General features: G+C 35.1%; 20 protein-coding genes. 7 read left to right on the top strand and 13 right to left on the bottom strand.

Going from position 1 to position 26,285, the window contains the following annotated elements:
• Positions 1–83 precede the first annotated feature (83 nt).
• The 11 genes from QME58_03140 to QME58_03090 form a co-directional block, all read right to left on the bottom strand.
• Complete coding sequence (locus QME58_03140; GenBank protein MDI6802827.1) at positions 84–1,655, bottom strand: class I adenylate-forming enzyme family protein; 1,572 nt, start codon at positions 1,653–1,655, stop codon at positions 84–86.
• A gap of 6 nt (positions 1,656–1,661) precedes the next feature.
• Positions 1,662–2,723 carry a glycosyltransferase family 4 protein gene (locus tag QME58_03135; GenBank protein ID MDI6802826.1) on the bottom strand — a complete coding sequence of 354 codons (1,062 nt, stop codon included), beginning with the start codon at positions 2,721–2,723 and terminating at the stop codon, positions 1,662–1,664.
• Positions 2,724–2,726: 3 nt separating this feature from the next.
• Positions 2,727–4,091, bottom strand: a complete 1,365-nt coding sequence (locus tag QME58_03130) for a GNAT family N-acetyltransferase (protein ID MDI6802825.1) — start codon at positions 4,089–4,091, stop codon at positions 2,727–2,729.
• An 8-nt stretch (positions 4,092–4,099) separates the two neighbouring features.
• On the bottom strand, positions 4,100–4,972 hold the full coding sequence (locus QME58_03125; GenBank protein ID MDI6802824.1) for a polysaccharide deacetylase family protein: 873 nt from the start codon (positions 4,970–4,972) through the stop codon (positions 4,100–4,102).
• The gene (locus QME58_03120) at positions 4,962–5,543 is read right to left on the bottom strand and encodes an acyltransferase (protein MDI6802823.1); all 582 of its coding nucleotides are present in this window, start codon (positions 5,541–5,543) and stop codon (positions 4,962–4,964) included. The genes QME58_03125 and QME58_03120 overlap by 11 nt, the downstream gene beginning before the upstream one ends.
• Complete coding sequence (locus QME58_03115; protein ID MDI6802822.1) at positions 5,540–6,727, bottom strand: glycosyltransferase family 4 protein; 1,188 nt, start codon at positions 6,725–6,727, stop codon at positions 5,540–5,542. Before QME58_03115 ends, QME58_03120 begins: the two co-directional genes overlap by 4 nt.
• The gene (locus QME58_03110; protein ID MDI6802821.1) at positions 6,724–8,220 is read right to left on the bottom strand and encodes a flippase; all 1,497 of its coding nucleotides are present in this window, start codon (positions 8,218–8,220) and stop codon (positions 6,724–6,726) included. Before QME58_03110 ends, QME58_03115 begins: the two co-directional genes overlap by 4 nt.
• Positions 8,217–9,011, bottom strand: coding sequence for a WecB/TagA/CpsF family glycosyltransferase (locus tag QME58_03105; protein ID MDI6802820.1), 795 nt, complete (start codon positions 9,009–9,011; stop codon positions 8,217–8,219). The genes QME58_03110 and QME58_03105 overlap by 4 nt, the downstream gene beginning before the upstream one ends.
• A complete protein-coding gene (locus QME58_03100; GenBank protein ID MDI6802819.1) occupies positions 9,004–10,512 on the bottom strand; it encodes an O-antigen ligase family protein in 1,509 nt (502 codons plus the stop codon). The genes QME58_03105 and QME58_03100 overlap by 8 nt, the downstream gene beginning before the upstream one ends.
• Positions 10,513–10,701: 189 nt before the next feature.
• A complete protein-coding gene (locus QME58_03095) occupies positions 10,702–11,484 on the bottom strand; it encodes a CpsD/CapB family tyrosine-protein kinase (GenBank protein ID MDI6802818.1) in 783 nt (260 codons plus the stop codon).
• 48 nt (positions 11,485–11,532) lie between these two features.
• Entirely contained in the window at positions 11,533–12,879 is a 1,347-nt protein-coding gene (locus QME58_03090; GenBank protein MDI6802817.1) for a Wzz/FepE/Etk N-terminal domain-containing protein, read from the bottom strand.
• A gap of 441 nt (positions 12,880–13,320) precedes the next feature.
• Here QME58_03090 and QME58_03085 point away from each other — a divergent pair, with 441 nt between their 5' ends.
• The 6 genes from QME58_03085 to QME58_03060 all read left to right on the top strand — a co-directional run bounded on the left by QME58_03085 (position 13,321) and on the right by QME58_03060 (position 21,787).
• Complete coding sequence (locus QME58_03085; GenBank protein MDI6802816.1) at positions 13,321–14,019, top strand: polysaccharide biosynthesis/export family protein; 699 nt, start codon at positions 13,321–13,323, stop codon at positions 14,017–14,019.
• Between the two features lie 6 nt (positions 14,020–14,025).
• Positions 14,026–14,934: a hypothetical protein gene (locus QME58_03080; protein MDI6802815.1), complete on the top strand. Its 909-nt coding sequence runs from the start codon at positions 14,026–14,028 to the stop codon at positions 14,932–14,934.
• Between the two features lie 8 nt (positions 14,935–14,942).
• Positions 14,943–15,761: a sigma 54-interacting transcriptional regulator gene (locus QME58_03075; GenBank protein ID MDI6802814.1), complete on the top strand. Its 819-nt coding sequence runs from the start codon at positions 14,943–14,945 to the stop codon at positions 15,759–15,761.
• A gap of 53 nt (positions 15,762–15,814) precedes the next feature.
• A complete protein-coding gene (locus QME58_03070; GenBank protein ID MDI6802813.1) occupies positions 15,815–17,716 on the top strand; it encodes a hypothetical protein in 1,902 nt (633 codons plus the stop codon).
• Positions 17,717–18,051: 335 nt separating this feature from the next.
• Positions 18,052–19,620, top strand: coding sequence for a glycosyl hydrolase family 18 protein (locus QME58_03065; GenBank protein ID MDI6802812.1), 1,569 nt, complete (start codon positions 18,052–18,054; stop codon positions 19,618–19,620).
• A gap of 187 nt (positions 19,621–19,807) precedes the next feature.
• Positions 19,808–21,787: a glycosyl hydrolase family 18 protein gene (locus tag QME58_03060; protein ID MDI6802811.1), complete on the top strand. Its 1,980-nt coding sequence runs from the start codon at positions 19,808–19,810 to the stop codon at positions 21,785–21,787.
• Between the two features lie 28 nt (positions 21,788–21,815).
• On the opposite strand, the gene QME58_03055 is transcribed toward QME58_03060, so the two are convergent.
• Positions 21,816–23,180 (bottom strand): sigma-54 dependent transcriptional regulator, encoded by a 1,365-nt coding sequence (locus tag QME58_03055; GenBank protein ID MDI6802810.1) that lies wholly within the window; start codon positions 23,178–23,180, stop codon positions 21,816–21,818.
• 229 nt (positions 23,181–23,409) lie between these two features.
• Complete coding sequence (locus tag QME58_03050; GenBank protein ID MDI6802809.1) at positions 23,410–24,600, bottom strand: glycosyltransferase; 1,191 nt, start codon at positions 24,598–24,600, stop codon at positions 23,410–23,412.
• 610 nt (positions 24,601–25,210) lie between these two features.
• Here QME58_03050 and QME58_03045 point away from each other — a divergent pair.
• Positions 25,211–26,248: a LacI family DNA-binding transcriptional regulator gene (locus QME58_03045; GenBank protein MDI6802808.1), complete on the top strand. Its 1,038-nt coding sequence runs from the start codon at positions 25,211–25,213 to the stop codon at positions 26,246–26,248.
• Positions 26,249–26,285: the final 37 nt, after the last annotated feature.

The following is a 26,285-nucleotide window of genomic DNA, read 5'->3' as shown; positions in this document are numbered from 1 at the left end:
GTTACGCTGTTTCTATCTATCATTTTTACCCACTCACTTCCACGATGAGCCTTTTAAAGAAATTATCTGAATATTTGGTTATTTTAGTTATCGGTTGCATGGTATAGAAAAATCTTATTCATATTCTCAATTTCTGTTAAAATATTATAATCAAGTAGAAATTTTTTTAATTCAAACCTTAAAATTTTATTACCGGCTTTAGGGAACTCTTTTATCTCTTTTACCAGCAACAGAATATTTTTTTCAATAAATTGCTCTTGAAATACATCTAGAAGGTTTTTACGATTAATTGTTGGTTTTCCTTTTTCGCTATAACACAAAATTGGAACTTCATTCTCAATATTTAGAGGATCTTGAATTCCGATGATGCACATTTCGCAGCCAGGGAAAAAAGTTCTCATGTTTTCTTCAATATCTGTAACGGGTTTATAAGTATTATGTCTTTTTATTAATTCATCTTTCTGATAAACCATTTCAAGATCCCCGTTATTGTCAAACATCCCAAAATCATCTGTTTTAAACCAACCCTTTTCATTGAAACGAGATTTATCGAGGTCATTGTTTCTCCAATATCCTTCCATTAAATGAGGCCCGTGGATCAGAATATTACCGTTCGAATCGTGGGATAGTTTAACAGACGGAGGCACTGAACCATAACTATTCAATCTGCTTCGATTATTTCTAATACTAAGAATTGTGCTTGTTGGGGCTTCAGGAGGTCCGTAGTTTAAATAAATTTTTGCATTAACAAAAACATCTAAGAGTTTTTGTCTTTCCTGAAAAGAAATTGGGACGTCGCCACTAATTCCGATCAATTTTATTCGCGAAAATGTATCCTTAATCAGAAAACTAATTTGATTCATGGCATTCATTATTGTTTCGTGAGTTGTGTACCATGTGTTGCAGTTATGTTTTAAAATTGTGGATGGATATTCCAAAGGATCTGAGGTGCTGCCACGAATCACGCAAGTGCCTCCTGAAGTTAGTAGATGTATAACGCGGTTAAATCCAATGATATTAATTATCGGAGTAGTAATGAATTCGATAGAGTCAGTAAGTAAACTTGTCAATGGATTTATTATACGTGCTGAATGAAGTATGCTTTGATGAGTGAAAACACTTAATTCTTTTGTAATTGTATTATAATCCATGAAGGTGATATCGAATTCTTTCAAATTAGTTAGCTGTAATACCTTGTTCCAATTTTCATCTTTAAACTCCCTCAGATGATGGTAAAGTGAACTCGAAGCAATATTTGAAAGAGACTCGTCGTCATAAAAAATAGTAATTTGTTTCGTACCAGTAGAAAGTTTCGCCATCCTCTCATAATCGCTGCGGCTTGTTATAATTAAAAACGGGGAGGAACGATTTACAATGTCTAAAATTTCAGAAACAGGGAGTGTGGTTTGAATAGGAACTACAATTCCACCGGATCTGCTAACCGCACAGCAAGCTGTAATCATATCTATAGGATCACTCAACATCACGATGATACGGTCTCCGCGGTGCAAGCCTTCTAAAATTAGTGTATCAGAGAGTGTTACCACGTATTTTAATAAATTGCCGTAAGAAATTTCTTTTTTATCTGATATGATAGCTTTTTTCCCTGGATAGCTTTGCACCGTTTCGATTAAATATTTATGTATGAGTTCCATATCTAATTATTTTTTGTTTTGATAACTTTTTTCAATTATTTGTTTAACTCGATAGATGAACTGTTCGAGTGTATGATTTTCTTCTAAATATTTTCTGGCGGCTTTTCCCATTTGTACCGCGAGTTCAGGGTTATTCCATAGATTTAGAATTGCCTCGCGCAATGCTTGTGGGTCTTGAGGTGGAACAAAAATGCCGGTTATTCCCTCCTGAATTACATCAACTTGTCCTTGAGTTCTCGAACAAATTACAGCTTTACCCATTGCCATCGACTCTAAAATACAAGTTAAACCGTTGTCTGTATCAGTCGGCAGAACAGGAACAACCACAAAGCGGGAACGTGCATAAAGGTCTCTGAGATCAAAATATCCTTTTGCCCCGATTGTAATGTTTGCCGGTAAATTATCGATATCATACAATGCTTTTACAGTATCGAATAATTTACCACGTGTTGTACCAGTTGCGATGTGACAGCGTATGTCTAAACCATTCATCGCTTTAACTAATGTTGGATAATCCCGCATTTCGGAACCGACAGCACAAATAGTTTCGGTCTTAATATCTATAGGACGGAAAAATTGCTGGTCTGCAAATTTTCGTATAAATTCAATTTTGGTTTCCGGTATTCCAATTTGGTTAATGGCAATGTTTTTCTGAACGCTGGACCACAACAATATTTTATCAATATGAGATTGTGTGAATTTTAAAAGTTTAACTTTTTTTGGATGTGAAACCCAACTATTTAATGTAATATGCGGTATACGTCTTCCGGTTAATTTTAATAATAACGCGAAAGGATAACAAAGACGTTCTGCCCAAGACACTACTATATCGTATTTATGGCAGATGAAAAATGCTTCAAATACCTGTTTTATGAAGATCGGAAATGGTTTATATAATAGTTTTCGCCAAACAGGAATTTTTTCTAAATATTTTTCATCAAGCATGTCCGAGTTTAAGATCTGTTCATACAACGATACACGAGGGTACTTATCTGTTGCCTCTTTTTCCAAAAGCGTCGCGCGATCGGGTCTGCCCATTCCTAAAGAAACAAGTGTCAATACTTTCATAATTTATTTAGTCCTTTTCTTGTTTAATAATTCCTTGATTTTATTTATGAAAGATTGTGTTCGAAATTTTATAAAAAATATTATTGAAATCGGGAAGCGTTTATAATTATGTGTTACTTTAAATAGTTTACATTCACGGTCAATTAAAAAAGCTAAAAACTTTAAACCCAGAAATAAGTTCAAAAAAATTGATTTAAACCGATTATTTTTATTATCAAGAGTTATTAATACATTCCAATTAGAAATCATATTTACGGTAAAATCTTTTTTATAAGATTCTTCACCTCTAAGTAAGTCAATCACAGATGCCTTTTCCATTATAGAATCTTGAATCATGGCAAGTAATAGTACAAGTCCGGGTCTTCGTTTCATTTCAGGTGCTTTATCGTCGATACCTGAAAGGTAATCGTAATATTCACCTTTATACCTGAATGCCAGACGTCCAGCGAGGCATCTATCGCCAGCCATTATGGTTTTACACCACAACCAGCCCCTTTGAAAAAATAATTGTAGAACTTTTTCAAAAAATTTTTCATAACGTGGATCGCCAAAAAAACCTGGATAACCTAAGAAATTCCATCGATTTTGATGCAACCGTTTAATATTGCCTATTGCAGTATCTAAGTCGTTGGCATCTTTTTCATCATTAAGTGTGAAAAGCGATTTTTCTCCTACTTCTTTCCATGATTGCTGAAGTCTTCGTCGAACGCTGCTAGAACGGCTTTTGAGAAAATCATCAAATGAATCAGGTGTAACTATATAAGGGCTTTTGTCGGCTTCTAAAATTTTAAAAGATAAATCACTTTTCCTCAATATTGGTAGAAAATACAGATACAAATTGCTATCAGCTCTGACGTCGACGAGAACCAATTGGGTATTGGAGGGTTTAATTTCTTGAATGTATTGAAGAAATGCTACAGCGATACTGTGTTCGTAATGTGGAAGCGAAATGATATCTAAATAATCACTTGGACCTCCATCACAAAATAAACCGAAAGATGTACCGACCGATGTATCTCCTCCCAAAAAATAAATACGGCGATAAAAATTATACCCTAAAAAATATTTATGACGAATATACAGAGGGGCAATTCCTACTAATATTTCGTTATGGTAAAAAAGTAAGCAATGTAATTTATCAATTTTTTTGTCGCCATAAAATCTCCACCAATTCGAAAGCCATTCGAAAGTTTGATATATCTTTGCATTAGTTTGTTGAATTAAATTATCCCATTCGCTTTGAAGTGCATAGAATTCTTCTTCACTCGTGACGAAACGTAACTTTAAGTTTTTTGCTTTGGATGCATCTTCCATCTGATGTTGAATAAATGAATGATTTGAATTTATTGTTGTGTGTGGATTTTTCATTTATATGTTTAGTGATAATTATTATTTTGTATCTCACCTTTACTAGAACTAAAAACTGATAACCGATTTTTATTTATTTTACCATTTTTCATCAATCGCCACCAAGTCCATTCCAAATAATGATGAAGCCTTGATAGGCGGAGTGCAAATTGAAAAATAGTCAATTGTCCGGGAATGTTTATTCGGTGAATTTCAAAACGATCTTTTCCGAAAACTAATGGACCTGAATAGCTGCCACATCCAATTTGATAGCCGGCTTCCTCTGCTAATATTTTTAAAGTTTTATTAACGCTTCCAAAAGGGTAGGCAATTGACTTAACTTGAGTATTGAGAAAAATTTCTAATAACATTCGCGAGCGAGATATTTCTTCCCAAGCTTTTTCTCGTTGAATATTTGTAAGTTTACTATGAGTTAAAGCATGGGAGCCAATTTCGAAACCGGCATCGTGCATTTCGATAATTTGATAGTCGGCGAGCAGTGGTTTGGGTGAGATTCCGGAAGCATGATCCCAACTATTTGTTTTAATTTTTCTGTCGCCTAAAATAAATAAAACTGCCCGCATACCAAATTCTTGTAAAATTGGGAATGCATATTGATGAACATCAGCAAAACCATCGTCAAACGATAATATAATAGGTTTTTTGGGTAAATTTAATTCTCCGTTCATATAAAGCAAATAATCTTCGAAAGTAATAGTTACAAATCCACAGCGATCAAGAAATTTCATTTGGTTGCGGAACTCGCTTACGTGAACTGCGATATTTCTGTTTTTACTGCAAAAGCTTTTATCATCTGTGACAATATGATACATCAGAACTTTAATTTTATTAGAGTTCCCTAATCCTGGATGTTTCTTCCCGTTCTTTGAATTATTCTGCATTTCCTTCCTTCTTCTTCTTATTATTAAATGATAATACCTGTGCCGGTACTCCGGCAGCAATCGAATTAGCCGGAATATCTTTTGTGACTACTGCACCAGCAGCGATAATTGCTCCAGATCCAATCGTAACCCCTTTTAAAATAATCACTCTACAGCCAATCCATACATTATCCATTATCACTACTGGTTTTGAAATTATTTTTGTATTACCAGGGAGAGGATGTAAATCTGAATCCATTATCACAACATCCCAGGATATTTTACAATTGTTTCCAATTTCAACTTGCTTTTGTGATACAATTACGGTATTCCGATTCAAGTAAGTTCCTTTGCCGATTTTAATACACGCATCCTTACCGACTTCCAATCGAACGCCGGGAAAAAATTGGCAATTATCAGCGAATATTTTTCCACCTTCGTTTATTATTTTAGGGAAAGGAAATCCTCCGGCGACAACTATAATTTTCGCTTTAGTAAACTTACGTTTAAACCATAATCCTTTTATGTGTTCAATAATTGTATGACGGTGCAAACGTGAGCGTACAAATCTTATGTATTCAGATATTGTCATTTTTTTATTAATAAATTGTAAACATTATCCAATTTTTCACCAATTACGGACCAATCGTATCGCTTTTTAACTAGTTCAAAACCGTTATCAATCAAATTTTTTGATTGATATGGATCTTTCAAAATTCTTATTACGGCTTCTGCAAAAGCTTGTGGCTCATCAGTAATAATGGCTGTTCGTCCATTTTCTACATCAATGCCTTCGCAACCGATGGTAGTTGTAACGATAGGTTTTTTCATTGAGAGAGCTTCTAATACTTTTAATCTAGTTCCGCTTCCCATTCGTAGTGGTACGATATATACACTCGATCTCCATATATAAGGTCGTACATCATCAGTGTAACCGGTTATTATAATATTTTCAGAGGCTCGCTTTAGTAAATTCTTAGGTGGCATGTTTCCTACAATGTACAACTTTGTATCTGGAATTGATTTTGTGATTAGCGGAAATATATTATCAAGAAAGTATAGAATACCATCGTAGTTCGGTATATACGACATCGCGCCTGAAAAAACTAATGTGTGTGGCTTGGGTTTTTCTGTCGAAGGAATAAAGTAATTAGTATCCACACCATTAGGTACAATATATTTTGGAACGTCCGGTACATCTTTATCTAATGTATTCTTATCGTCAGCTGAAGTAACCAAAAGAGCGTCTTGACGCCGGCAAACGGTGATTTCTTCATGAAAAATTTTTTGAAATTCTTTGTGATAGAAAATCTTCCGTAATGGTGAAGATGTGTGCTGCCATTGGTATTTAAGTATTGAATATTCGACATTATGTGCATCCATAATTTTGATTGCATCAGAATTGATTTTGTATGATGCCATGTGTGGAAATTCGGTTTGCACAATGTCGAAGTTGTCAGAAGTCACGATTCCATCAATCAATCTCTGCGTTTCTTGATGATATGTTCTTCGGAATGCAAAACTGCTCTTATTAAATAGAGAGAAAAGTTGGTTAAAACGTTTGAACGGCTTTAGATAAGGATAATTTAATACGTGTATATTTTTCAGGTTAGTGTCGAAATGAGAACGTAATTCAAATTCAGTGTTCGAATTACCAAAAGTAATAAGTGTAACTTCATGGTTTTTTGTCATCTGGCGAAGTAAATTGTAAATTCGAAGAGCACCACCAAAAGTTGGTGGCACTGGAGAATATGGCATTATATGTAGTAACTTCATTCTTCCTTTCCTTTTGAAGGGATAATTATATTTTTTAAGTTTTTAAAAGTAATATATTCTTTAAAAAAATCGAGTTCTTCTGGTTCTAGTGTTTTTATAATTAGTAATATGACCCCATATATGAGAATACCGACGATTGCTTCTATGACCCAGGGTTGAGGAGAAAATGAAAGCGCATACAATGCACCGACCATAAACAGACCGCTTGTAATCGCTTTAATGCTGACGCTCGGACGCGCAATAGCCAATGTTGTTTTTGGAATTAGGTACAGGGCAAAAAGCATAACAAAAAATTCAGTGATTATCGTTGCAATGGCAGCTCCTATCCCACCATTTCCATAGTTTACTTGAGTATATGGAATCATAAAATAATTTAATCCGATGTTTATGAAAACTGCAGCAAGAGCAACAAGTGACCATTGGCGTAGTTTATCTGAAGCTAATATCGCAGTTCCTAAAATCATATCAATATATACTAAGAGAATTCCGACGGAGAAGATTTTTAAAATTAAAACTGTGGGACCAAACCCGGCTAAACCATAAAAAAGATTAATTATTTCGTGTGCGAAAAAAAATAAGCTAATGCTTACCGGTATTCCGGCAACTATAATGAAATCGAGACTTTTGCTTGTTGTTAATGATAAACCCTCTTTATCTTTCCAAATTCGAGACAGAATAGGGAAAACCGCTACACTGAAAATACTTGGAATGAACATCAAAATGTCGAAGAATCGATAGGCAGCACCATACCAACCGACAATTGATTCAGGTGTCATAAATGAGAGCATTACAGCATCAACACGGTAATATATCAATCCAAAAATTGACCAGAGGAAAAAGGGGATGCCCTTTCTTATAAGTTTTAATGATTCTTTAAACTGAAATCGGGGTAATGTAGAAATAATTTGTTTTGCAAACTTTACATGAATTCCAAAATTTAGAAGTGACCCAATTACCATAATCGTACCGATTATTAAAAGACCTGCACCAAGCAATAATGCTGTTATAGCGAATATTGTTATAAAAATCTGTTCGACAATTGCAGCGATCGATGGGTATCTCATTTGCTCAAATCCTTGGTAGCAACTCCACAAGACTTTGCGTGTGCTTTCCCATAACATGCTGATTCCATATAATACAAGAAGAATCTGCAGTACAGGCGGATAACCGGATAGAAAGGTGAATATAACGAGCCCTAGAAAAGAGAAAGCCCAAAAAATTATTCGGATACCTATTGCATTTACAGCAATAGAACCAACAGATTCCCGTGATCTGGCAACCTCTTTTGTTATTGAGTATCTGCCTCCAAAATCAATTAATAACATAAATATCGCAAATATTGAATTTGCAAGATACAACCTTCCATAATCTACACTACCCAAATAGCGGGGGAGGAAAAGCAATAGCAAAAAACTCATGGTCCATGTAACTGATTGAGAACCCATTAATACAGTTGTATTTTTTGCAATCGATTTTGCAATTTCTTTGTTCAAGATTTTTCCTTATTTATGGTTTTGAGTGATATGAGAGAACTGAAAATCAAAAAAATAAATTTTGGTAAAGCCAACATTCTTTTCCAACGGCGAGGTTCTTTCATTAATCGAAATAACCATTCGCAACTGATTTTTTGAACCCAAAGAGGGGCTCGACGAGCAACACCAGCGATAAAATCGAAAGTTCCTCCTATACCAATCGCGACCGGAACACCAAGTCTCTCTAAATTTCGTGCTATCCATAAGTCTTGTTTTGGTGCCCCGAATGCCACTAAAAGTATTTGAGGTTTGGCAGATTTTATCAACGAGCAAATTTCGTCCTCTTCTTGTACGTTAGGTGAACCTGAATAAGTCCCGGCGATTTGCAATCCCGGATATAATATCTGCAATTTTATGGCTGCTTGATGGGCAACACCTGGAGCCGCTCCTAAGAAAAAGATACGCCATCCTTGTTTAGCGGCTAGGCAAGCGAGCTTTTGTACAGTATCGATTCCAGTAACACGTTCTTTTAATGGTTGAGATATTAATTTTGACGCGAGCACGATTCCGATCCCATCGGGCAGCGAAAGTGCAGCATTATTTAACACTTCACGGAATTTTAAATTTTTCTGAGCTTCCATAACAAATTCAGGATTAACCGTAACGATTTGATGGCACTTTTTGTTGATAATCATTTTATCGATTATATCAAGAACATTCGACATTTTTACATTATCTATCCTGACATTAAGAATTTTTAATGAATTATTTTTCGGGGTGTCGGAAATATTTAAAATATTCGCTTTATACATTAATGTTAGTTTTAATCTCATGTTCAAGTTTATCAAGTTTATCAATCACAGGAAGCAATCCCATCAACATTCCTAAAAAAACCATATTGCGATAGTAAGTAAATTGTAAATCATAAAAGGAAACTACAATTTGACCTACAATGGCGACGATTATAACAGCACACAGTGATTTGAAGTATAAATCCTTTAGTCGATTAAAAATAAAAGCAGCTCGAAGAATATATGAGTCGATGAAAAGCCAGAAGAGAAAGAAACCTATGGCTCCCGTTTTTACAAACAGCCAATATATTTCGTTATGTGGTATATATTCTTGCAAAGGGAAAGGAATTTTAGTGAGCATTACGGGTTGGTCGTATTTATTCCCGAATCCAATTCCGATTGCAGGTGCTCTCTTGACTGTTTGAGCTAAATTATAATTTTCAAAATCCCGATATAAGTTTGAATAATATCGTAAGTCGTCTTTCGATTTTGGTTCGACAAAAATTGTTTTAACTAATTGTGCGGGTATTGCAAAAGTACTTTCATTATTCCATAAGCTGATTGTATAGATGCTAAATAATATAACTACAGGAATAAGTATTTTTATTAACTTTAATCGTTCTAATTTTGGAAGAAGTATAATAAAAGTTATTATTGCAAATCCTAACGCTGCATAGGCTGCTCGTCGTTGGGAAAGCACAAAAACAAACAAAAGGGGTAAACTTATCCAGGATAGCACCTGTCTTTGCCTGGAGTTATATTTAAATAAGATTAATCCCAATAAAAGAATTAATAATGAAACGAAAAATAGTGGGTCCTCGTGATTTGTCAATTCTGTACGAGATCCAAAATTGAAACCTAATCTAACTAAACGAATCAAACCTTGAACTGCTTTGAACGCAATTGCTCCGATACAAACCCAAATTAGATTGACAATTTGTTCTCTTGACTGAATAATTTGAGGTGTTAGAAAAAAAATAATTCCTAAGTAAAATAATGCCCTTAATTCCCAGAGTGCGGGCAAAAAACTACCTCCGGTTGACATTCCGTAGATGAATGACAAAAAAAGCCATGCAAAAAATAAAATTGTCGATAGCCAAACCGGTACACGCATTAGATTTACTTTTTTACCGGTAGAAATCAAAATAATCCAAACTGTTAATATCAGAAAAATGTGCAATTCAAGAGGATTGATTACAGCAAAATCGATTTTGGAAAAATATTTCAGTGATTTTAAATTTTGAAAATATTCTTGGCCGATTATCGTGATTCCGTAGCCTCGCGGTGGAAATTGGTCGAAAGCCAACACCATTCCTACAAACAAAATAAAACCCCAATCTATTCTGTAGAATGTGATCGTAATTATCAAAGCAATCAAAATTATGGCAACAGATGTAAAAGCACTCCCTTCGCTAATTACATACATGAATGATATTGCAATAGAAGTTAGAACAATTCCAAGAATCCAAAACAAATTATTTTTTTTATTTTGATTATATTTATTAGCGTACAATTCTTCCATCGTCATCTCGGGATTTTAATTAACGGAACTTCCAGTGCGTACATCACAAGAATGACTATACAAACCTGAAGTAAAGCAATAAAAAATATTTGAATGTACCCGCTCCATCGTAATTCTTTTTTAAATTTACTCAGGATTATCACAAACATAATTAGGCTTAATGTGCCTATGACAGAGAGCATACTGACTTTATCCCTTATGATCTTTATCTGAAAACCGGTTCATAACAAATCCCAGAACATTCCGTTCATTAACTCGCTGTAATAATTTATCTATATCTTCTTTTTTAGTTCTTTCGCTCTGGACAACAACGATTAGTCCTTGTAATTGGTTTGTATATAACAATGGAATTGTCGTAGAATTAATTGCCGGCATGTCAACGATAATGATCTCATATTTTTGTTCAAGAGAATATAAGACGTCACGGAATGAGGCAAGCTGTTCTAAACCGAGCGATGGTTGAATTGGTTGTGGTCGTGTTCCATCGGCTGATGTTTTTGGGAATAATTTTTCGTGTAGAATTACTTTTTTCCCCGCTGTTAGTACCGAAAGATTTTCGATAGCTGTTTTCGAAACACTGATATTGCTATCATTCAGAGATTCGGTCAAACCTGGTGAGAGGGGAACTCCGAATATCTTATGTAAACGCGGATTAGCAATATTTAAATCGACCAATATTGTACTTTTTTGTGAGCCCAGAGCGAAAGAGACAGCAAGATTACTTGCGATAAGCGTTTTTCCTTCGCCTTTTTGAGGGCTCGTTATACCTACTGTGAAATTTAGGTTTTGACGTTCCCGTGAAAGAAGCGAAAAATTAAAAGAGTTATAGTATTTATATTTAATAACCGAATTGTCGATGTAATTACTTGTTTCCTGATTTACTATTACGGATTTTATTAAACGGATAATTTTGCCGTTCTTTTCGTTTTCGGGATTTTCGACGATCTCAATGCGATTATCTGATATTGCCACTCTATTTTTCCAATCTTGATTCTAAATTAATTATTGATGTTATTTTTATTAAGTGCGGTCGTCGTTTCCATCTGAGATATAAGCAATAATTGGCTTTTGATAAATCTCAATATCCCTCTGTGTTCTGACTGTGGTATCAAAGAGTTCCCGCATAATAACAGATATAAAACCTAAAAATATTCCGATACCCAAACCGGCAAGGATCAATTGGATTTTTTTAGGTTTTGTAGCTGTTGTTGGTAAAAGCGGTGGGTCGAGGATAACAAATTGATGCCCTGTTTTGTATCCTAGGTCTCGAGTTGACTTGGCTTGCTCGAGACGCACTTTCATATCATCATATAATTTCCGGTATAGGTTAAAATCGGATTCCTGTTCTGCATTTAGATGACCACTAATAAATGTTTGTTGCACATTTTCCAGCAGTTGAGCTCGCTTATTTTCAAATTCCATTCGTTGCGGGTTTCTCTTGCCAATTTCTGATTCAAGTGCATTTTGTATACGAATGAGTAATTCAGAAATCTGGTTTTCAACATTCTTTACTTCCGGATATTGTGGAGTATATTTTTGTAAAAAATCGTCATACTTTTTTAAAAATAAATTCAGATCAGAGGCAAATGGGATGTCCATTCTCGTTAGGTTGTATAGTGTTTCTTTATTTTTTTCGATTCGTGGCGGTTTCGAAACAGATTGCAATATGTTAAGAGCCTGTTGATAAATGTTTAAACGGACATCCAAATCGTTAATCTGTTTATCAACATTTTCTATTTGGGTATATTGAATTTTGCTTTGTTCCGGTAATGTGCTTACACGATTTCCGATAAGTGTAATTATTTTGCGTTGACTTTCTTCAAATTTTTCACGAGTCTCTTTCAGTTTATTTTCAAAAAATTGAACAGATTGGTCGTTTTGTTGTGTCTGAACTTGAGAAATAGTTTCAATCAATAAGTGCGTGAGAACTTCGACTGCCTTTTGTGCTCTCAAAGCTTCATCATCGGTATATATTATCGTGAACGAACCAGAACCTTTGTTCTCGATGTCAAATTTCTTTGCAAGAGAAGCAATCAATGCTTGCCGATCTTTCTCAGTGGATGCTTTTTCTTTGAGTCCGAGACTGTCAATCAGTTGTTGTAAAATGGTTCGACTCGAAAGTATTTCTCTATACAGATTCAACCTATCTTCTGTCCCTAATGAAGACCTGATTTCCAATCCTAATATAGGAGTAGAAGTTTCATCCCGTTGATATAAAATCGTTGTTGATGATTCATAAGATTTTGGGAGTATAAAAGCCCCAATTATACTCACCGTAGTAACAATTACAATCGGAATTAATAAAAAAATCTTTCTTCTCCGAAAGAGTGAAATCATTTCGAAAATTGTAAGTTGAGCTGAATTCAAATTATTTACCCTTGATTATTAAATATTTTATAAGTAATCTAAAAAAATTGCAATTTATATGCCATGAAAAATTAATCCCTATTTCTTTGTATTTATTTAATTATTAAGTAACGCTATTCATAAATTTTTCAATTCTACACTTGATTTCAAAATTATCGAGTAATATGTGTGTAATTATTTTACACATTTTATAAATATAGCATATCGCTTTCTAATTGTTGAGTTAAGTGTGTAAGAAGGTTACACTTTTCACAATTTTATTCAACTAAAGGTGTTAAAACTATTTGTTTTTAAGTGAAAATTAATTATGGATTTTGTTAATCGCTTAAAAATCGCCCAATAATTGTCAATTTGCAGTCATATATGATGGCATAGCCTTTGAAACATATGAATGAAATAATAATGGTATTAACAACTTAACGAACATTAAAAAACTTCGTAATGAAACTAATCTTAATTGTTTTCTTATCTTTTTTATTAATTGTGGGCTGTTCTTCTTCGGCAGATATAGCAAAAGATAATCTGACACAAATAATTCGATCAGGCAGTCAGCCGATGCATGGTGATTCACAAGCTGATAATTATGTAATTAGGTTGGGCGATCAAATTCAAGTAATAGTTTGGGGGTATCCTGAGTTTAATTTTCAAGGACCCGTTAAGGAAACAGGTTTATTAACGGTTCCCCTTATCGGTGAGATAGTTGTTGCCGGACTTACAAAAGACCAATTTATCGAACAACTCAAACAAAAATTATCTGTTTACATCCAAGGTGAAATAAAGGTTTCATTGAATATTACAAGTGTTGTTGTTCAAAAAGTTACTGTTCTCGGCGAAGTTTCAAGACAAGATAATTATACGATCACTAGTGAATTATCATTAATCGAAATTCTATCTACTGCCGGCGGTATTACAGTGGACTCTGATCTACGCAGCATCAAGATATTGCGGGGAGGTTTGAACACACTACCCATTGAAGTCGACCTTGTCTCTTACATCGAAAATGGAAATATTTCTGCAATACCGATAGTTCGCCCAGGCGACACGGTATATGTACCCAAGAAGAACAATGTGATAAGAGAATTATCCGATTTCATGAGAGAAGCAATTTTTATTTTCAGTTTTTTTAGATTCTTTAATTGAATAATCGTGAAGACTAAAAACATTAAATATCTATTTCTATTCTTGTTTGCGATTTATGCTTGTGCAAATGCCCAAACAAATTATTTCAACAAAACATCGACAGTACTTGGTGCCAGATCTGCAGCCCTTGCCGAGGCGTTTGTTTCTGATGCCTTCGATGTGAACGGAATGTATTGGAATATGGCAGGGCTTACGAAATTACGAAATTACTCGATACTGTTTAACCATATGCAGGAAAAATCTATAAATGGAATGAGTCAGGGTATTGCTATACCAATTAGCTTAAAAACCGGTGAAGTTATGGCAATTGGCTTGTCATTGATCCATACAGGGTATATACGAAAGAATTCTCCGACTGAATTTAAATTATGGCAGTTATGCTCTGATGTAGGGTATGCCCGCGAAATTTTACATTCTTTAAGTATTGGTACTTTAGTAGGTGTTAGGTTTGCAAAAAGCGATGTTTCACAATTATGGTCTGTTCGAACTTCGGTTAGTGCAAATTATTCACCTGCTGAAAATATTAGTTATGGATTAGTTCTGAATAGCATCGGAAATGGTATCGACTATTCTATTGATAAAGGTACAACTCAGCTCAACCGAATCACATTAGCTCACAGTCTTCAAGCTGGTATTACAATGAAGTTCCCGTCAGATATGAAGAATCAGTTGTTTTCATTTGCGTTAGCAAACGAAAAGATTTTTGGGAAAGCCGGCCTTCGGTATAAAGGTGGGTTAGAAATGAACGTTACAAATTTTTTGGTACTCAGAGGGGGATACATAGTAGAAAATAATTTACGATTTGCGACCATCGGGGTTGGAATCCAAACAAAAATATTTTCAATCGATTACTCGATATTTCCTCAAAAAGTAACAAACCAGGAAATGTATCTTTCGATTGCACTAAATTTATAAAAAAAGTTATGCCAACAAAAACAAAATTATCGAGCTTTTATGTTAGCCCTGCTATGACCCACATCTTCCAAACCGTTGAACTAATATCTATGAGTGGCATCGGGGTTTTAATTGTAGGGGAACAAGGAACTGAAAAGGAAGGGCTCGCAAAAATCATTCATGATTTAAGCAGTCGGAAAAATAATAATTTTATTATGTTTGATTGTAACAGTATACCGGCTGCTGAACTTGAGAAAAAAATATTTGGATTCGAAGAACTCACCGTCTCCGGTGTAGCAATCAATAAAGGGTTGTTGGAAGTGGCTTTCGGTGGAACTCTTTTTTTAGAAAATATTTCTTCAATATCATTGGACATTCAAGCAAAAATTGGCAGCGTGCTGAAAAATAAGCATTATCATAGATTGAATGGTGTCGAGGAGTTAAATGTAAGTTTTAGAATTATTGGCGGAACAACCGAAAAAGATTCTACTCAATTATCATTCTATCCACCCAAAAAAGAGGTACATTCTTCAATATGTCCGATTAGTGTTAATATACCTCCTCTTCGAGAAAGGAAAGAAGATTTACCTTTTTTAGTCGAAAAAATGTTAAGAGAATCGAATGTTGCTGCGATAAAAGCTATAAAGGGTTTTTCAAGAGAAGCCCTTGAATTATTGGTGAATTATAATTGGCCTGGCAATACAAAACAATTGTTCTCTGTCGTGGATCATTCTATATCTCTGTGCAACAATCAGGTTATTTTGGCTAAACACTTACCGGAATATCTACGAGATGTTCAATTATCACAGCCATCATCCTGTAATGAAAATATTGTAGCATCTATTTAAACTATTATTTTATGTTATATCAATTTATAATCATATTTACAATTCCATTATTGATGTCTTTAGTTTTGACACCAGCAATAATCTCACTTGCGAAGTATGCGGGGGCGATGGACATTCCCAATGAACGAAAAGTTCACAAATTTCCTATTCCCCGGTTAGGTGGTTTGGCTATTTATTTGAGCTTTTTTATCTCGTTAGTGCTTTGTATATACTTCAATCCTACTATAAATTTTATTAATCCATCAACGGGTATTATGTTACTCGTTTCATTAACTTTGGTATTAATCTTAGGCATTTGGGACGATATAAAACAGATTAGCCCGGGTAAAAAATTTATCGGACAGTGGCTCGCCGCCACGCTAGTTTATCTTGCTGGTTTTAGGATTTCGGCTATTACTTCACCATTCGACCTTGAGTTAATGAATTTAGGTATATTTGATTACCCCGCTACTATACTTTGGATTGTAGGTATTACGAATGCATTCAATCTTATTGATGGGCTTGACGGACTTGCGTCGGGTATAGCTTTGATTGCTTCAATAACTATGTTTTCGTTATCACTTTTACGTGATGATTTGACTTCCTCTTTTCTCTCTTTATTGTTAATAGGTGCCACTTTAGGTTTTTTGAGATACAATTTTAATAAGGCGAAAATATTTTTGGGTGATTCGGGAAGTTTATTCATTGGCTTTGCTTTAGCAATTCTTTCGATGATGAGTACGACCAAAGGTTCGACAGCATTTTCTATAATCGTACCAATACTCATTTTAGGATTACCGATTATGGATACATTACTTTCGATGTTACGCAGGTCGATGCGATCAATTGTTGGAGATTATGAAGATTCCAGACCATTCATAAAAAAGGTCGTTTCTATATTTTATCCTGATAAAGGTCATGTGCACCATCGCTTAATGTCTTTCGGAATATCCGACCGCAAAGTTGTAATCATACTTTATGTAGTCTCTATCATATTTAGTGTCGGTGCTTTTGCTATAACCATTGCAAATACGATAATTGCTATTCCGATTTTGATAATAATCGGACTGGCAACATTTTTAGGTGTCAGCCAATTGGGTTACAAAGAAATGGCGCTTTTGCGTAATGGAACATTATTGCCCATTTATGAAAAACCATTTTTCAAGAGCAGTCTTTTCCATGGTTTTCTTGATCTTGTATCTATTTCACTTGCTTTTGGAATTACTTATTATTTAACATCGATAATCTATCAAGCCGATTTTTTGTATGACAAATCATTTTACAAAGACCTTGCGATTATATCCGGAACACAGTTTTCAATATTATTCTTCGGCGGAATTTATAAACTGACAATGAAACAATTAGGATTAGGTGATTTATTGAAGATACTGAAAGCGATAATCGTTGCGGTGTTCTTTACTTGGCTTATTTTTTCTATAGCGCATCAATCTTTTAGTTACTTAAATTTAAGTTTTTTACTTTTAAATTTTTACTTGCTAACTACATTCGTTCTTGGGGGCAGGTTGTTGTTTAATATACTTAATTATTTATCGCACAATGATGATCCGAATGGTAGAAAAAAAGTATTGGTTTATGGAGCGGGCGCCGATGGATTAAAGATAATAGAACAGATTACTAAAAATTCATTTTATAATATATTTCCTGTGGGTCTTCTTGATGATGATCCTCATCTATTAGGGAAGCGAATAAATGGTTTTAAAATTCTTGGTAGTCATTGGAATCTTCCGCAAATATTAAAAACAATCGCCGTAGATGAAATTCTTTACTTTAATGATAACATTCAACAAGAAGTAATAAAAAGATTAGTCAAAATTGCAAACGCCCACCGTATAAAAATACGGTATCCCAAAATCGGAATAGAAGAATTACAGTCCTATAATGTGAATTCAAAATATAATCAACAGATTTTTACATTCGATAAATCCGAATCATCAATGCAAAACATGATGCATTAGAAGGTCGTCGGGGGTTCCCTACCTAAATTTTTAAATAAGAATATATTTCCTATTTATTGGAAAAATTGTTTTTGTAAAATTTCTTTTAAAAACCACATCCTATCCAATAATTCTGTATTTGTTGTTATCCCATCAAATTCCCTATATTGTAATCATTATAATCTTGATGTAATTATTTCCTATTCTCCATTAGGATTTAATTTAGGTTATGACTATAATCTATTGAAAATACATCAAATCAACTTAATTGTGCCGGCTGGCACTCTTATTGTATGATATATATCAAAAGCTAAATGAAACGATGAATATTAAAAAATTTTAAAAGAAACAATGATATGAAACTATTAGCTATAATTATATTGAACGTTTTTTTGACAATATCCGTATCTTTTGGTCAATCAAGCCGTGGGAGTACAACTTTTTGGGTAAGTGCCTATTTACCTTCTTGGGAAGTTAATATGGGTTCAGGAACTCCGTCTAATTATGGACAGTTACCAATTGCAAACATTGATTGGACTGCCTTTACACACGTTATTATGTTTGCAGCAAGTGCTAATACGAATGGGACTTTGAGTTATGGTAATTTGTTACCATCAAGAAGAAAACCGTTTAATATAATTGCACGTTCTAACGGCAGACCTGTCATATTAGCTATCGGAGGAGCCGGTGGAGAAGGTTGGGGCGAAGCTTGCAGTCCGACAAACATTAATACTTTTTTAAAAAATGTTTTAGCAGAATTAGATACAAGTCAATACGATGGACTTGATTTGGATATTGAACCGTTTAGAAATACCGGCACTATTAATGATACGACTCGTATCGGTCCCTTCATTCGCAGACTATACGATTCACTTCAAGTTAGAAGTCAGTATCTCGACCCGACAAAAAAGCCATTATTGACTACAGCCATATTGCCTGGATGGGCTGGGGAGTGGTGGGCTAAACACGAGCATTTATTTGACCAGATCAATATAATGACTTATGATATGGCACAATCTTTAGGCTGGGGTGTAGATAGAACCTGGCATAATAACGCAATATATGGTCCACAACCTCCTACAGGAACTAACCTTTATTACACATCCATCCAAACACGTTGGTTAGACCAAATGTATAAAAGGGGTGGGAAGAATAGAAGTAAATACGGCATTGGAATTGATTTTAACGGGACGTTATATCGAGGTGGAACTGTCTTGAACGATGTTTTAAAAGGTGTTCACGAACCGAAACAAAGATGGGTAGTAACCCCGACATTTACGTGGGATTATGATTTTGATGTTATGTTTGCGACATATTTAGATACAGCAACTGCTGCTACAAAGCGATACGATACAGAAGCACAGGCGGCATATTTAAGTATATTATCGAACGATGGCAATCCCGCAAACGAAGTAAAGGTAAGTTATACAGATTCAACCCAGATACATCGCATTATCCAATATGCGAGAGATTCGAGTATGGGTGGTGTAATTTTATGGAATATCGGCGAGGCATATCTTCCAAGCAAATATCCTAATAGGGACAGAATGCTTCAGTTTGTAAAAAATGCAGTAGTGGGTACAGAAATTCTCTCGGCAGATGAGCCAGTACACACGGCTGATATTTCAAATTATTCACTGTTACAAAACTATCCGAATCCATTTAACCCAACAACAAAAATTCATTATCAACTGCCGTTTGAGAGTAGAGTAAAATTGACAGTGTACAATATAGTCGGTCGAGAACTCGTTACTCTTGTAAACGAAGTCCAAAACCCGGGAAATAAATCGGTAATTTGGAATGGAATCAACAGTAAAGGTCAATTAGTAACTTCTGGCACATATTTTTATCGGATTGAAATGAGTTCGTTATACAACCCACAAGAGAATTTTACACAGGTTAAGCAGATGACTATTATAAAATAATCAAAAAATTATTTAATGTAGTTACCGAGAGATTATATTAAGTTAAAAAACTTAATATAATCTCTTTGTTTTTATATGAGTATATCCGAGCACGACAAACTAATATTGTATTTGTTGTAAATGAAAATTTCGTTAGTTATATTGAAACCGATCATCTGGTCAATAGTATAATTACGAAAGGAATAGTATGAATAGATTAATAATTCAAATAATGTTTTTAATTATCCTTACCTTACTTCCCAGTTCATATTTCCAAGCTCAGGAAAAATTTTGGGTAAGTGCCTATTTACCTTCTTGGGAACTTCATATGGGAGCATGGCCTAATCCATCAAATTATGGACAGTTACCAATTGCAAACATTGATTGGACTGCCTTTACACACGTTATTATGTTTGCAGCAAGTGCTAATACGAATGGGACTTTGAGTTATGGTAATTTGTTACCATCAAGAAGAAAACCGTTTAATATAATTGCACGTTCTAACGGCAGACCTGTCATATTAGCTATCGGAGGAGCCGGTGGAGAAGGTTGGGGCGAAGCTTGCAGTCCGACAAACATTAATACTTTTTTAAAAAATGTTTTAGCTGAATTAGATACAAGTCAATACGATGGACTTGATTTGGATATTGAACCGTTTAGAAATACCGGCACTATTAATGATACGACTCGTATCGGTCCCTTCATTCGCAGACTATACGATTCACTTCAAGTTAGAAGTCAGTATCTCGACCCGACAAAAAAGCCATTATTGACTACAGCCATATTGCCTGGATGGGCTGGGGAGTGGTGGGCTAAACACGAGCATTTATTTGACCAGATCAATATAATGACTTATGATATGGCACAATCTTTAGGCTGGGGTGTAGATAGAACCTGGCATAATAACGCAATATATGGTCCACAACCTCCTACAGGAACTAACCTTTATTACACATCCATCCAAACACGTTGGTTAGACCAAATGTATAAAAGGGGTGGGAAGAATAGAAGTAAATACGGCATTGGAATTGATTTTAACGGGACGTTATATCGAGGTGGAACTGTCTTGAACGATGTTTTAAAAGGTGTTCACGAACCGAAACAAAGATGGGTAGTAACCCCGACATTTACGTGGGATTATGATTTTGATGTTATGTTTGCGACATATTTAGATACAGCAACTGCTGCTACAAAGCGATACGATACAGAAGCACAGGCGGCATATTTAAGTATATTATCGAACGATGGCAATCCCGCAAACGAAGTAAAGGTAAGTTATACAGATTCAACCCAGATACATCGCATTATCCAATATGCGAGAGATTCGAGTATGGGTGGTGTAATTTTATGGAATATCGGCGAGGCATATCTTCCAAGCAAATATCCTAATAGGGACAGAATGCTTCAGTTTGTAAAAAAAGCTGTTGGTCCAAAACCATCAAACGTGACTAACCCCAAAATCAAAGGGCAAATTTTTTTCGATAAAAATTCAAACGGAGTTCGTGATACTAACGAACCCGGAGTAGCAGGATGGAAAGTTTATTTGCGTGGTTCGGATACGATTGATTTTTTAACCGATGCGATGGGAATTTATAGTTTTGATTCATTAACAACCGGCTCATATACTGTAAGTCTTGAATCCAAACCACCTTGGCAGTTAACATTGCCAATTTCTTCAGGAACCTATAACGTATCAATTACTACAACTACTGATAGTATAGTATGTAATTTTGGTTTATTTGCAAATGATGTAACTGAAGTTATTCTATCGGGTGGATGGAACCTCGTTTCTCTGCCAGTGAAATTACAGGATATTAATGCAAAAAATGTGTTTCCCACAGCTATCTCATCATTATTCGGTTTTACGGGTAGTTACTCTGTTGTTAATACTTTAGAATATGGTAAAGGTTATTTTGCCAAATTTAATTCACCGCAAAATTTATTGTTTGCAGGGGATACTTTTTTAATTGATACAGTGGAGGTTAATGCGGGGTGGAATCTTATTGGTTCAGTGAGTAGAGAAGTACCAGTGAGCAATATTTTAATTTCTCCTCCGGGTAATGTGGTATCCGACTTCTGGTACTTAAATCAAGAGTATCAAAAAACTGATAGAATAAAACCTGGGTATGGTTATTGGGTAAAGTTCTCGCAGCCGGGCTTAATAATTTTTAACGCTAATACTTTTTAATATCCCCCTTACTTAATTTCTTCCGATTTTATCTCTCTCGTCCTGTTTGTTGGATAATTGCTAATTTGTTGTGGAGTGTTTTCCGGCTGACTCCTAAAATTTTTGCAGCTTTAGCTTTATTATTTCCCGTGGATGCAAGTGTTTGTAAAATTATCATCCGTTCAGCTTCTTGTGTTGAACAGCCGATCGGAATATTAATTGATTCTCGATTTTGTGCTGGTTTTTGTAATTTTTTAGGCAAATAATGTGAACTGATAACTTCAGTCGGACAAATCACCAACGCTCGTTCAACAATATTTTTTAATTCTCTTACGTTCCCTGGCCAGTCATAGGCAAATAATAGCCCCGATGTTTCGTCTGAAAATTTATGAATAAATTTATTATACTTTTTTGCAAACATTTTTAAGAAATAATCAACAAGTAACGGAAGGTCTTCTTTTCTCTCCCGCAATGGGGGGATATAAATTTCGATAACGCTTAGTCGATAGTACAGATCTTCGCGAAGTTCTTTCGATTGGAGAGCTTCTGTAATGTTCCTATTTGTAGCTGCGATTATCCGGACGTCAACTTTAATTTCTTCTTTACCACCAAGTCTTCTAAATTTTTGAGTTTCAATTGCTCGGAGTAATTTTGCTTGCGTATCTAAACTCATCTCTCCAATTTCATCAAACAGAAGAGTTCCGTTATCAGCTATTTCGAAGGCTCCAAGTTTTTTCTGCAAAGCACCTGTAAACGCGCCTTTCTCATGTCCGAATAATTCATTTTCGATAATATCTTTAGGAATACTCGCACAATTCAGTGCGACAAATGGTTTTGCTGCTCTATCGCTGTATAAATGTAAATGTTTAGCGATAACTTCTTTTCCTGTTCCGCTTTCACCGGTTATCAAAACGTTTGTTTGTGATTTCGCAACCAAAGAAACTGCTGAACGGATTTCGCAAATCGCAGAACTTTGTCCAATAAGTGCTACGCCAGATTCATAATATGCTTTATCGTTTTCAGAATCTGTTTCAGTAGAATATCCACCATAATTTGTTAATCCTTTTAATATTGCTTCTACTAATCTTGGATCGAACAAGTCTCCCACTACAAAATCAGTTGCGCCCGATTTGATAACACGAATTGCATCTTCGATGAAACCAGTTTTAGAGCTTACTATGAGTTCGACTGGTAGTTTTTGTTGTTTAATAAATTGAGTTAATTTTAATAAATTATCATCCACACTATCACAACGTGCAATGCACACACGGTATTGTTTTGATGCTAATTCCTCTTCTACTTTTTGAATAGATGTAAAATTTTTAATAGAGATACCAGTTCGATGCAACTTTGAAGCTAAAGTTGAACTCAACTCACCGTTCAACGATAAAAAAAGTATGTTATAATTATTCAAGTTCTAAACCCCAGTAATATTTTCTTGCTACAAATATATAAATAAAATAATCAAAACATGTGATATAAACCACATTTGTAATATTAATGTTCCTAAATCTAATTTATTCCTTTTAAATATCGACTATATGGTTCTGAAAATCTATTGTTTTGCCTGTTTTCTGCTCCAGAGAATATATTTTCATTATATTTGCAAAATCAAGTTGGAGTGTAACCTTCCTCGCTTTTAATTACTTCTCCTTTAGACGAAGATATTCGTAAACATTCTTTAGTATTGTAGAAGCAGCATTCGGTTTTCCGAGGCGTTGAGTAGCTTTGCGTGCTCGGCTGAGTATAACCGGGGTTTTAAGAATTCGCCGGAGTTTATAAGATAAATTATGAAGATTGATTGCTTTCCAACCGGCACCGTATTCAACTATAATATCAGTGTTTCGACTCTCTTGTCCTGGAATCGGATCGATAATGAGAATCGGTAATGATTTTGCCATTGCTTCCGATGATGTTAGTCCGCCGGCTTTGGAGATAAGAAGATCGGAGGCATCCATAAATTCGTGCATATTGTCGATGAACCCATAAATGTATGGATTGATATTACACGGAAAATTGACCGCCTGAATTTCTGCCTGGACTTTCGTATTCTTTCCACAAACAATTAGTAAGTTGAAATTCATTCTATCGAATTCAGCAAGCGTCGTAGCTGTCTGTTCGACTATTTCCTTCACTCGTCCAATACCGAAACCACCCGATAGCACCAGCACAGTAAACTGATCCGGATTAATACCGAGTTTAATGCGGACGTTTTTCTGTTTTCCTTTCGACCGGAATTCAGGCATTAAAGGTATCCCAGCTATAGTGATTTTTTCTGCCGGTACTTTCTTTGACTGTAATTGCCATGCAGACTCTTCATGGTAAACAAAATACCTTTCAATAATCGGATCGACCCACAACTGGTGAATATCAAAATCGGTTGTTACAGCGAAGACCGGTGCTGTAATATTATTCTTCCGCAACTCACTCGATACGGAAATGTATGGGAGGAAGTGTGTGCAGATAATTGCATCCGGTTTTAATTTAAGAAGTGTTCTTAGATAGCGCTTGTAATTTAGTCGGTCGAAAGATTTTATGATGCCTTTCTTGTGGTATGGTTTTCGTTCCGAATGTTCATATAGATAACCCCATAATTCCGGTACACGGTTTACCATTTGGAGATAAGATTCAGAGTACAACCTTTTAAAAATCTTTGATGTAAAATCAAGCACGTTGTAATGCTCAGTGTTGATTGGAAGATGTGTCAATGGTGCGGTGCGGTGCAGAGCTTCTGCGGCTCGTATATGCCCAGCTCCTCCGGAACATGAAAGAATCAGGAAGAAATAAGATCTCTTACTATCAGGCATTTTCTTTTTATGAAGTTTGATATTCATTTCTTTCGTAGCAAATTTAATGAAATGAAAATTTGTATGCAAGTTAATTGGAATTTTTCCCCGCTCCATATAACATAGATGAAGTATGGCATAAAATGAAAAACACCCCAGAGAAATTGAGGTCCATACTTTGTAGCGGGGGCAGGACTAATAATGACTCTCAATTTTATAACCACGATTTTCGAATAAAAACTGATGTTCCCAACAATATATATTTCAATTTCAGTGAATCGGGAGATGAGGTGCTGTGTAAAATGGGATTGAATTAATATTTTCTATCCCGCCACATGATAGATTTCCCTCAATAAATCACACTTGGAAGCTGGAATTACTGAGTGGTATCAATAGAACAATGCGAACCTCTGACACCCAGGCGAACGATTTATCATTACAGAAATGTGTCTTTAAAACGTCCTTTTTTAAAAAATTTTTAGTTACGATAAGTTGAGTTTCTGAGTCGTATCTCCCAAAAATCTCTTAAAAAATATTTTTTTAAAAATACTTCAGGTAAAAACTTGACAAATGATGGGAAATTTATTATAATGTAAACGTTTACATAGGCATTTATTGGGTTTTGACTTTACAAAAGTAAAACAAACAATTTGGACATATGAGTGTAACTATTAAAGATGTAGCGAAGAGTGCAAACGTTTCTATAGCAACGGTATCGCGGGTACTCAATAACAGTAATATCGTCGAGGAGGTTACAAAAAAACGTGTGCAAGAGGTAATTCAGGAATTGAGCTACTTGCCGAATAAACTCGGGAGAAGTTTAAGTTTAAAACGTACGGAGGCAATTGGTTTGATACTCCCTGATTTATTCGGGGAATTCTTCTCTGAGGTGATCCGCGGTGTAGATCAAACTGCACAGCATCATAAATATCATCTCCTTGTTTCCAGTTCACACGATGACCGTAAAGAAATTGAAGCTGCCCTACAAATGATTCGAGGTAGAGTCGATGGCTTGATAATCATGTCTGCCGATATAGACGTTCGAACAATAAATAAAAACCTTCCTAAATCTCTCCCTATCGTTCTTTTAAATTGTCAAGTTGACGATACATCATACGATTCACTAAACATAAACAATTATTTCGGGGCTTATCAGATGGTGAGTCATCTTATAAGCCACGGGCACAAAAGCATCTCCATTATTAAAGGACCCGTGAATAATCATGATGCTGAGGAAAGGCTGCGCGGATACCGGCAAGCACTGAGTGATGGCAAAGTACGAATTGATTCAGAACTTGAATACCTTGGCGATTTTTCAGAAGCTTCAGGATACGATGCAGCGAAGACAATGCTTAAAAAGAAAACCAGACCCACCGCATTATTTGCAGCAAACGATTCAATGGTTATTGGTGCCTTGAGTGCTATACAAGAAGCTGGCGTCCAGGTTCCCGAAGATATAGCATTAGCGGGATTTGATGACATTCCGATCGTGCAATTTGTAAAACCGTCGTTAAGTTCAGTACGTGTTAGTATTAATGAGTTAGGAATTTTAGCTGTTAACAGATTAATTCAAGCTATCCATGAAAAAAACAAATTCATTAAACAAAAAACATTGGTTTCGGTTGATATTATTCCAAGAGAGTCGTGTGGCTGTCCGAAACCTAATATAATTCCTTTTTACAGGAAACAACCATAAACAAATAACAAATTATATTCACAAATTAAAAGGAGAG

It is taken from the genome of Bacteroidota bacterium, assembly GCA_030017895.1.
Taxonomy (GTDB): Bacteria; Bacteroidota; Ignavibacteria; order UBA10030; family BY39; genus JASEGV01.
Note: the sequence above shows the minus strand (reverse complement) of the source record. Positions and strands in the feature narration are given on the sequence as shown.

Excerpts from the sequence above, each read along its gene's own strand:
- QME58_03105 (MDI6802820.1), bottom strand. The coding sequence starts at position 9,011 with ATGTATAAAGCGAATATTTTAAATATTTCCGACACCCCGAAAAATAAT.
- QME58_03115 (MDI6802822.1), bottom strand. The coding sequence starts at position 6,727 with ATGAAGTTACTACATATAATGCCATATTCTCCAGTGCCACCAACTTTT.
- QME58_03085 (MDI6802816.1), top strand. The coding sequence starts at position 13,321 with ATGAAACTAATCTTAATTGTTTTCTTATCTTTTTTATTAATTGTGGGC.
- QME58_03050 (MDI6802809.1), bottom strand. The coding sequence starts at position 24,600 with ATGAATATCAAACTTCATAAAAAGAAAATGCCTGATAGTAAGAGATCT.
- QME58_03045 (MDI6802808.1), top strand. The coding sequence starts at position 25,211 with ATGAGTGTAACTATTAAAGATGTAGCGAAGAGTGCAAACGTTTCTATA.
- QME58_03135 (MDI6802826.1), bottom strand. The coding sequence starts at position 2,723 with ATGAAAGTATTGACACTTGTTTCTTTAGGAATGGGCAGACCCGATCGC.
- QME58_03075 (MDI6802814.1), top strand. The coding sequence starts at position 14,943 with ATGCCAACAAAAACAAAATTATCGAGCTTTTATGTTAGCCCTGCTATG.
- QME58_03100 (MDI6802819.1), bottom strand. The coding sequence starts at position 10,512 with ATGGAAGAATTGTACGCTAATAAATATAATCAAAATAAAAAAAATAAT.
- QME58_03130 (MDI6802825.1), bottom strand. The coding sequence starts at position 4,091 with ATGAAAAATCCACACACAACAATAAATTCAAATCATTCATTTATTCAA.
- QME58_03070 (MDI6802813.1), top strand. The coding sequence starts at position 15,815 with ATGTCTTTAGTTTTGACACCAGCAATAATCTCACTTGCGAAGTATGCG.
- QME58_03065 (MDI6802812.1), top strand. The coding sequence starts at position 18,052 with ATGAAACTATTAGCTATAATTATATTGAACGTTTTTTTGACAATATCC.
- QME58_03120 (MDI6802823.1), bottom strand. The coding sequence starts at position 5,543 with ATGACAATATCTGAATACATAAGATTTGTACGCTCACGTTTGCACCGT.
- QME58_03125 (MDI6802824.1), bottom strand. The coding sequence starts at position 4,972 with ATGCAGAATAATTCAAAGAACGGGAAGAAACATCCAGGATTAGGGAAC.
- QME58_03140 (MDI6802827.1), bottom strand. The coding sequence starts at position 1,655 with ATGGAACTCATACATAAATATTTAATCGAAACGGTGCAAAGCTATCCA.
- QME58_03060 (MDI6802811.1), top strand. The coding sequence starts at position 19,808 with ATGAATAGATTAATAATTCAAATAATGTTTTTAATTATCCTTACCTTA.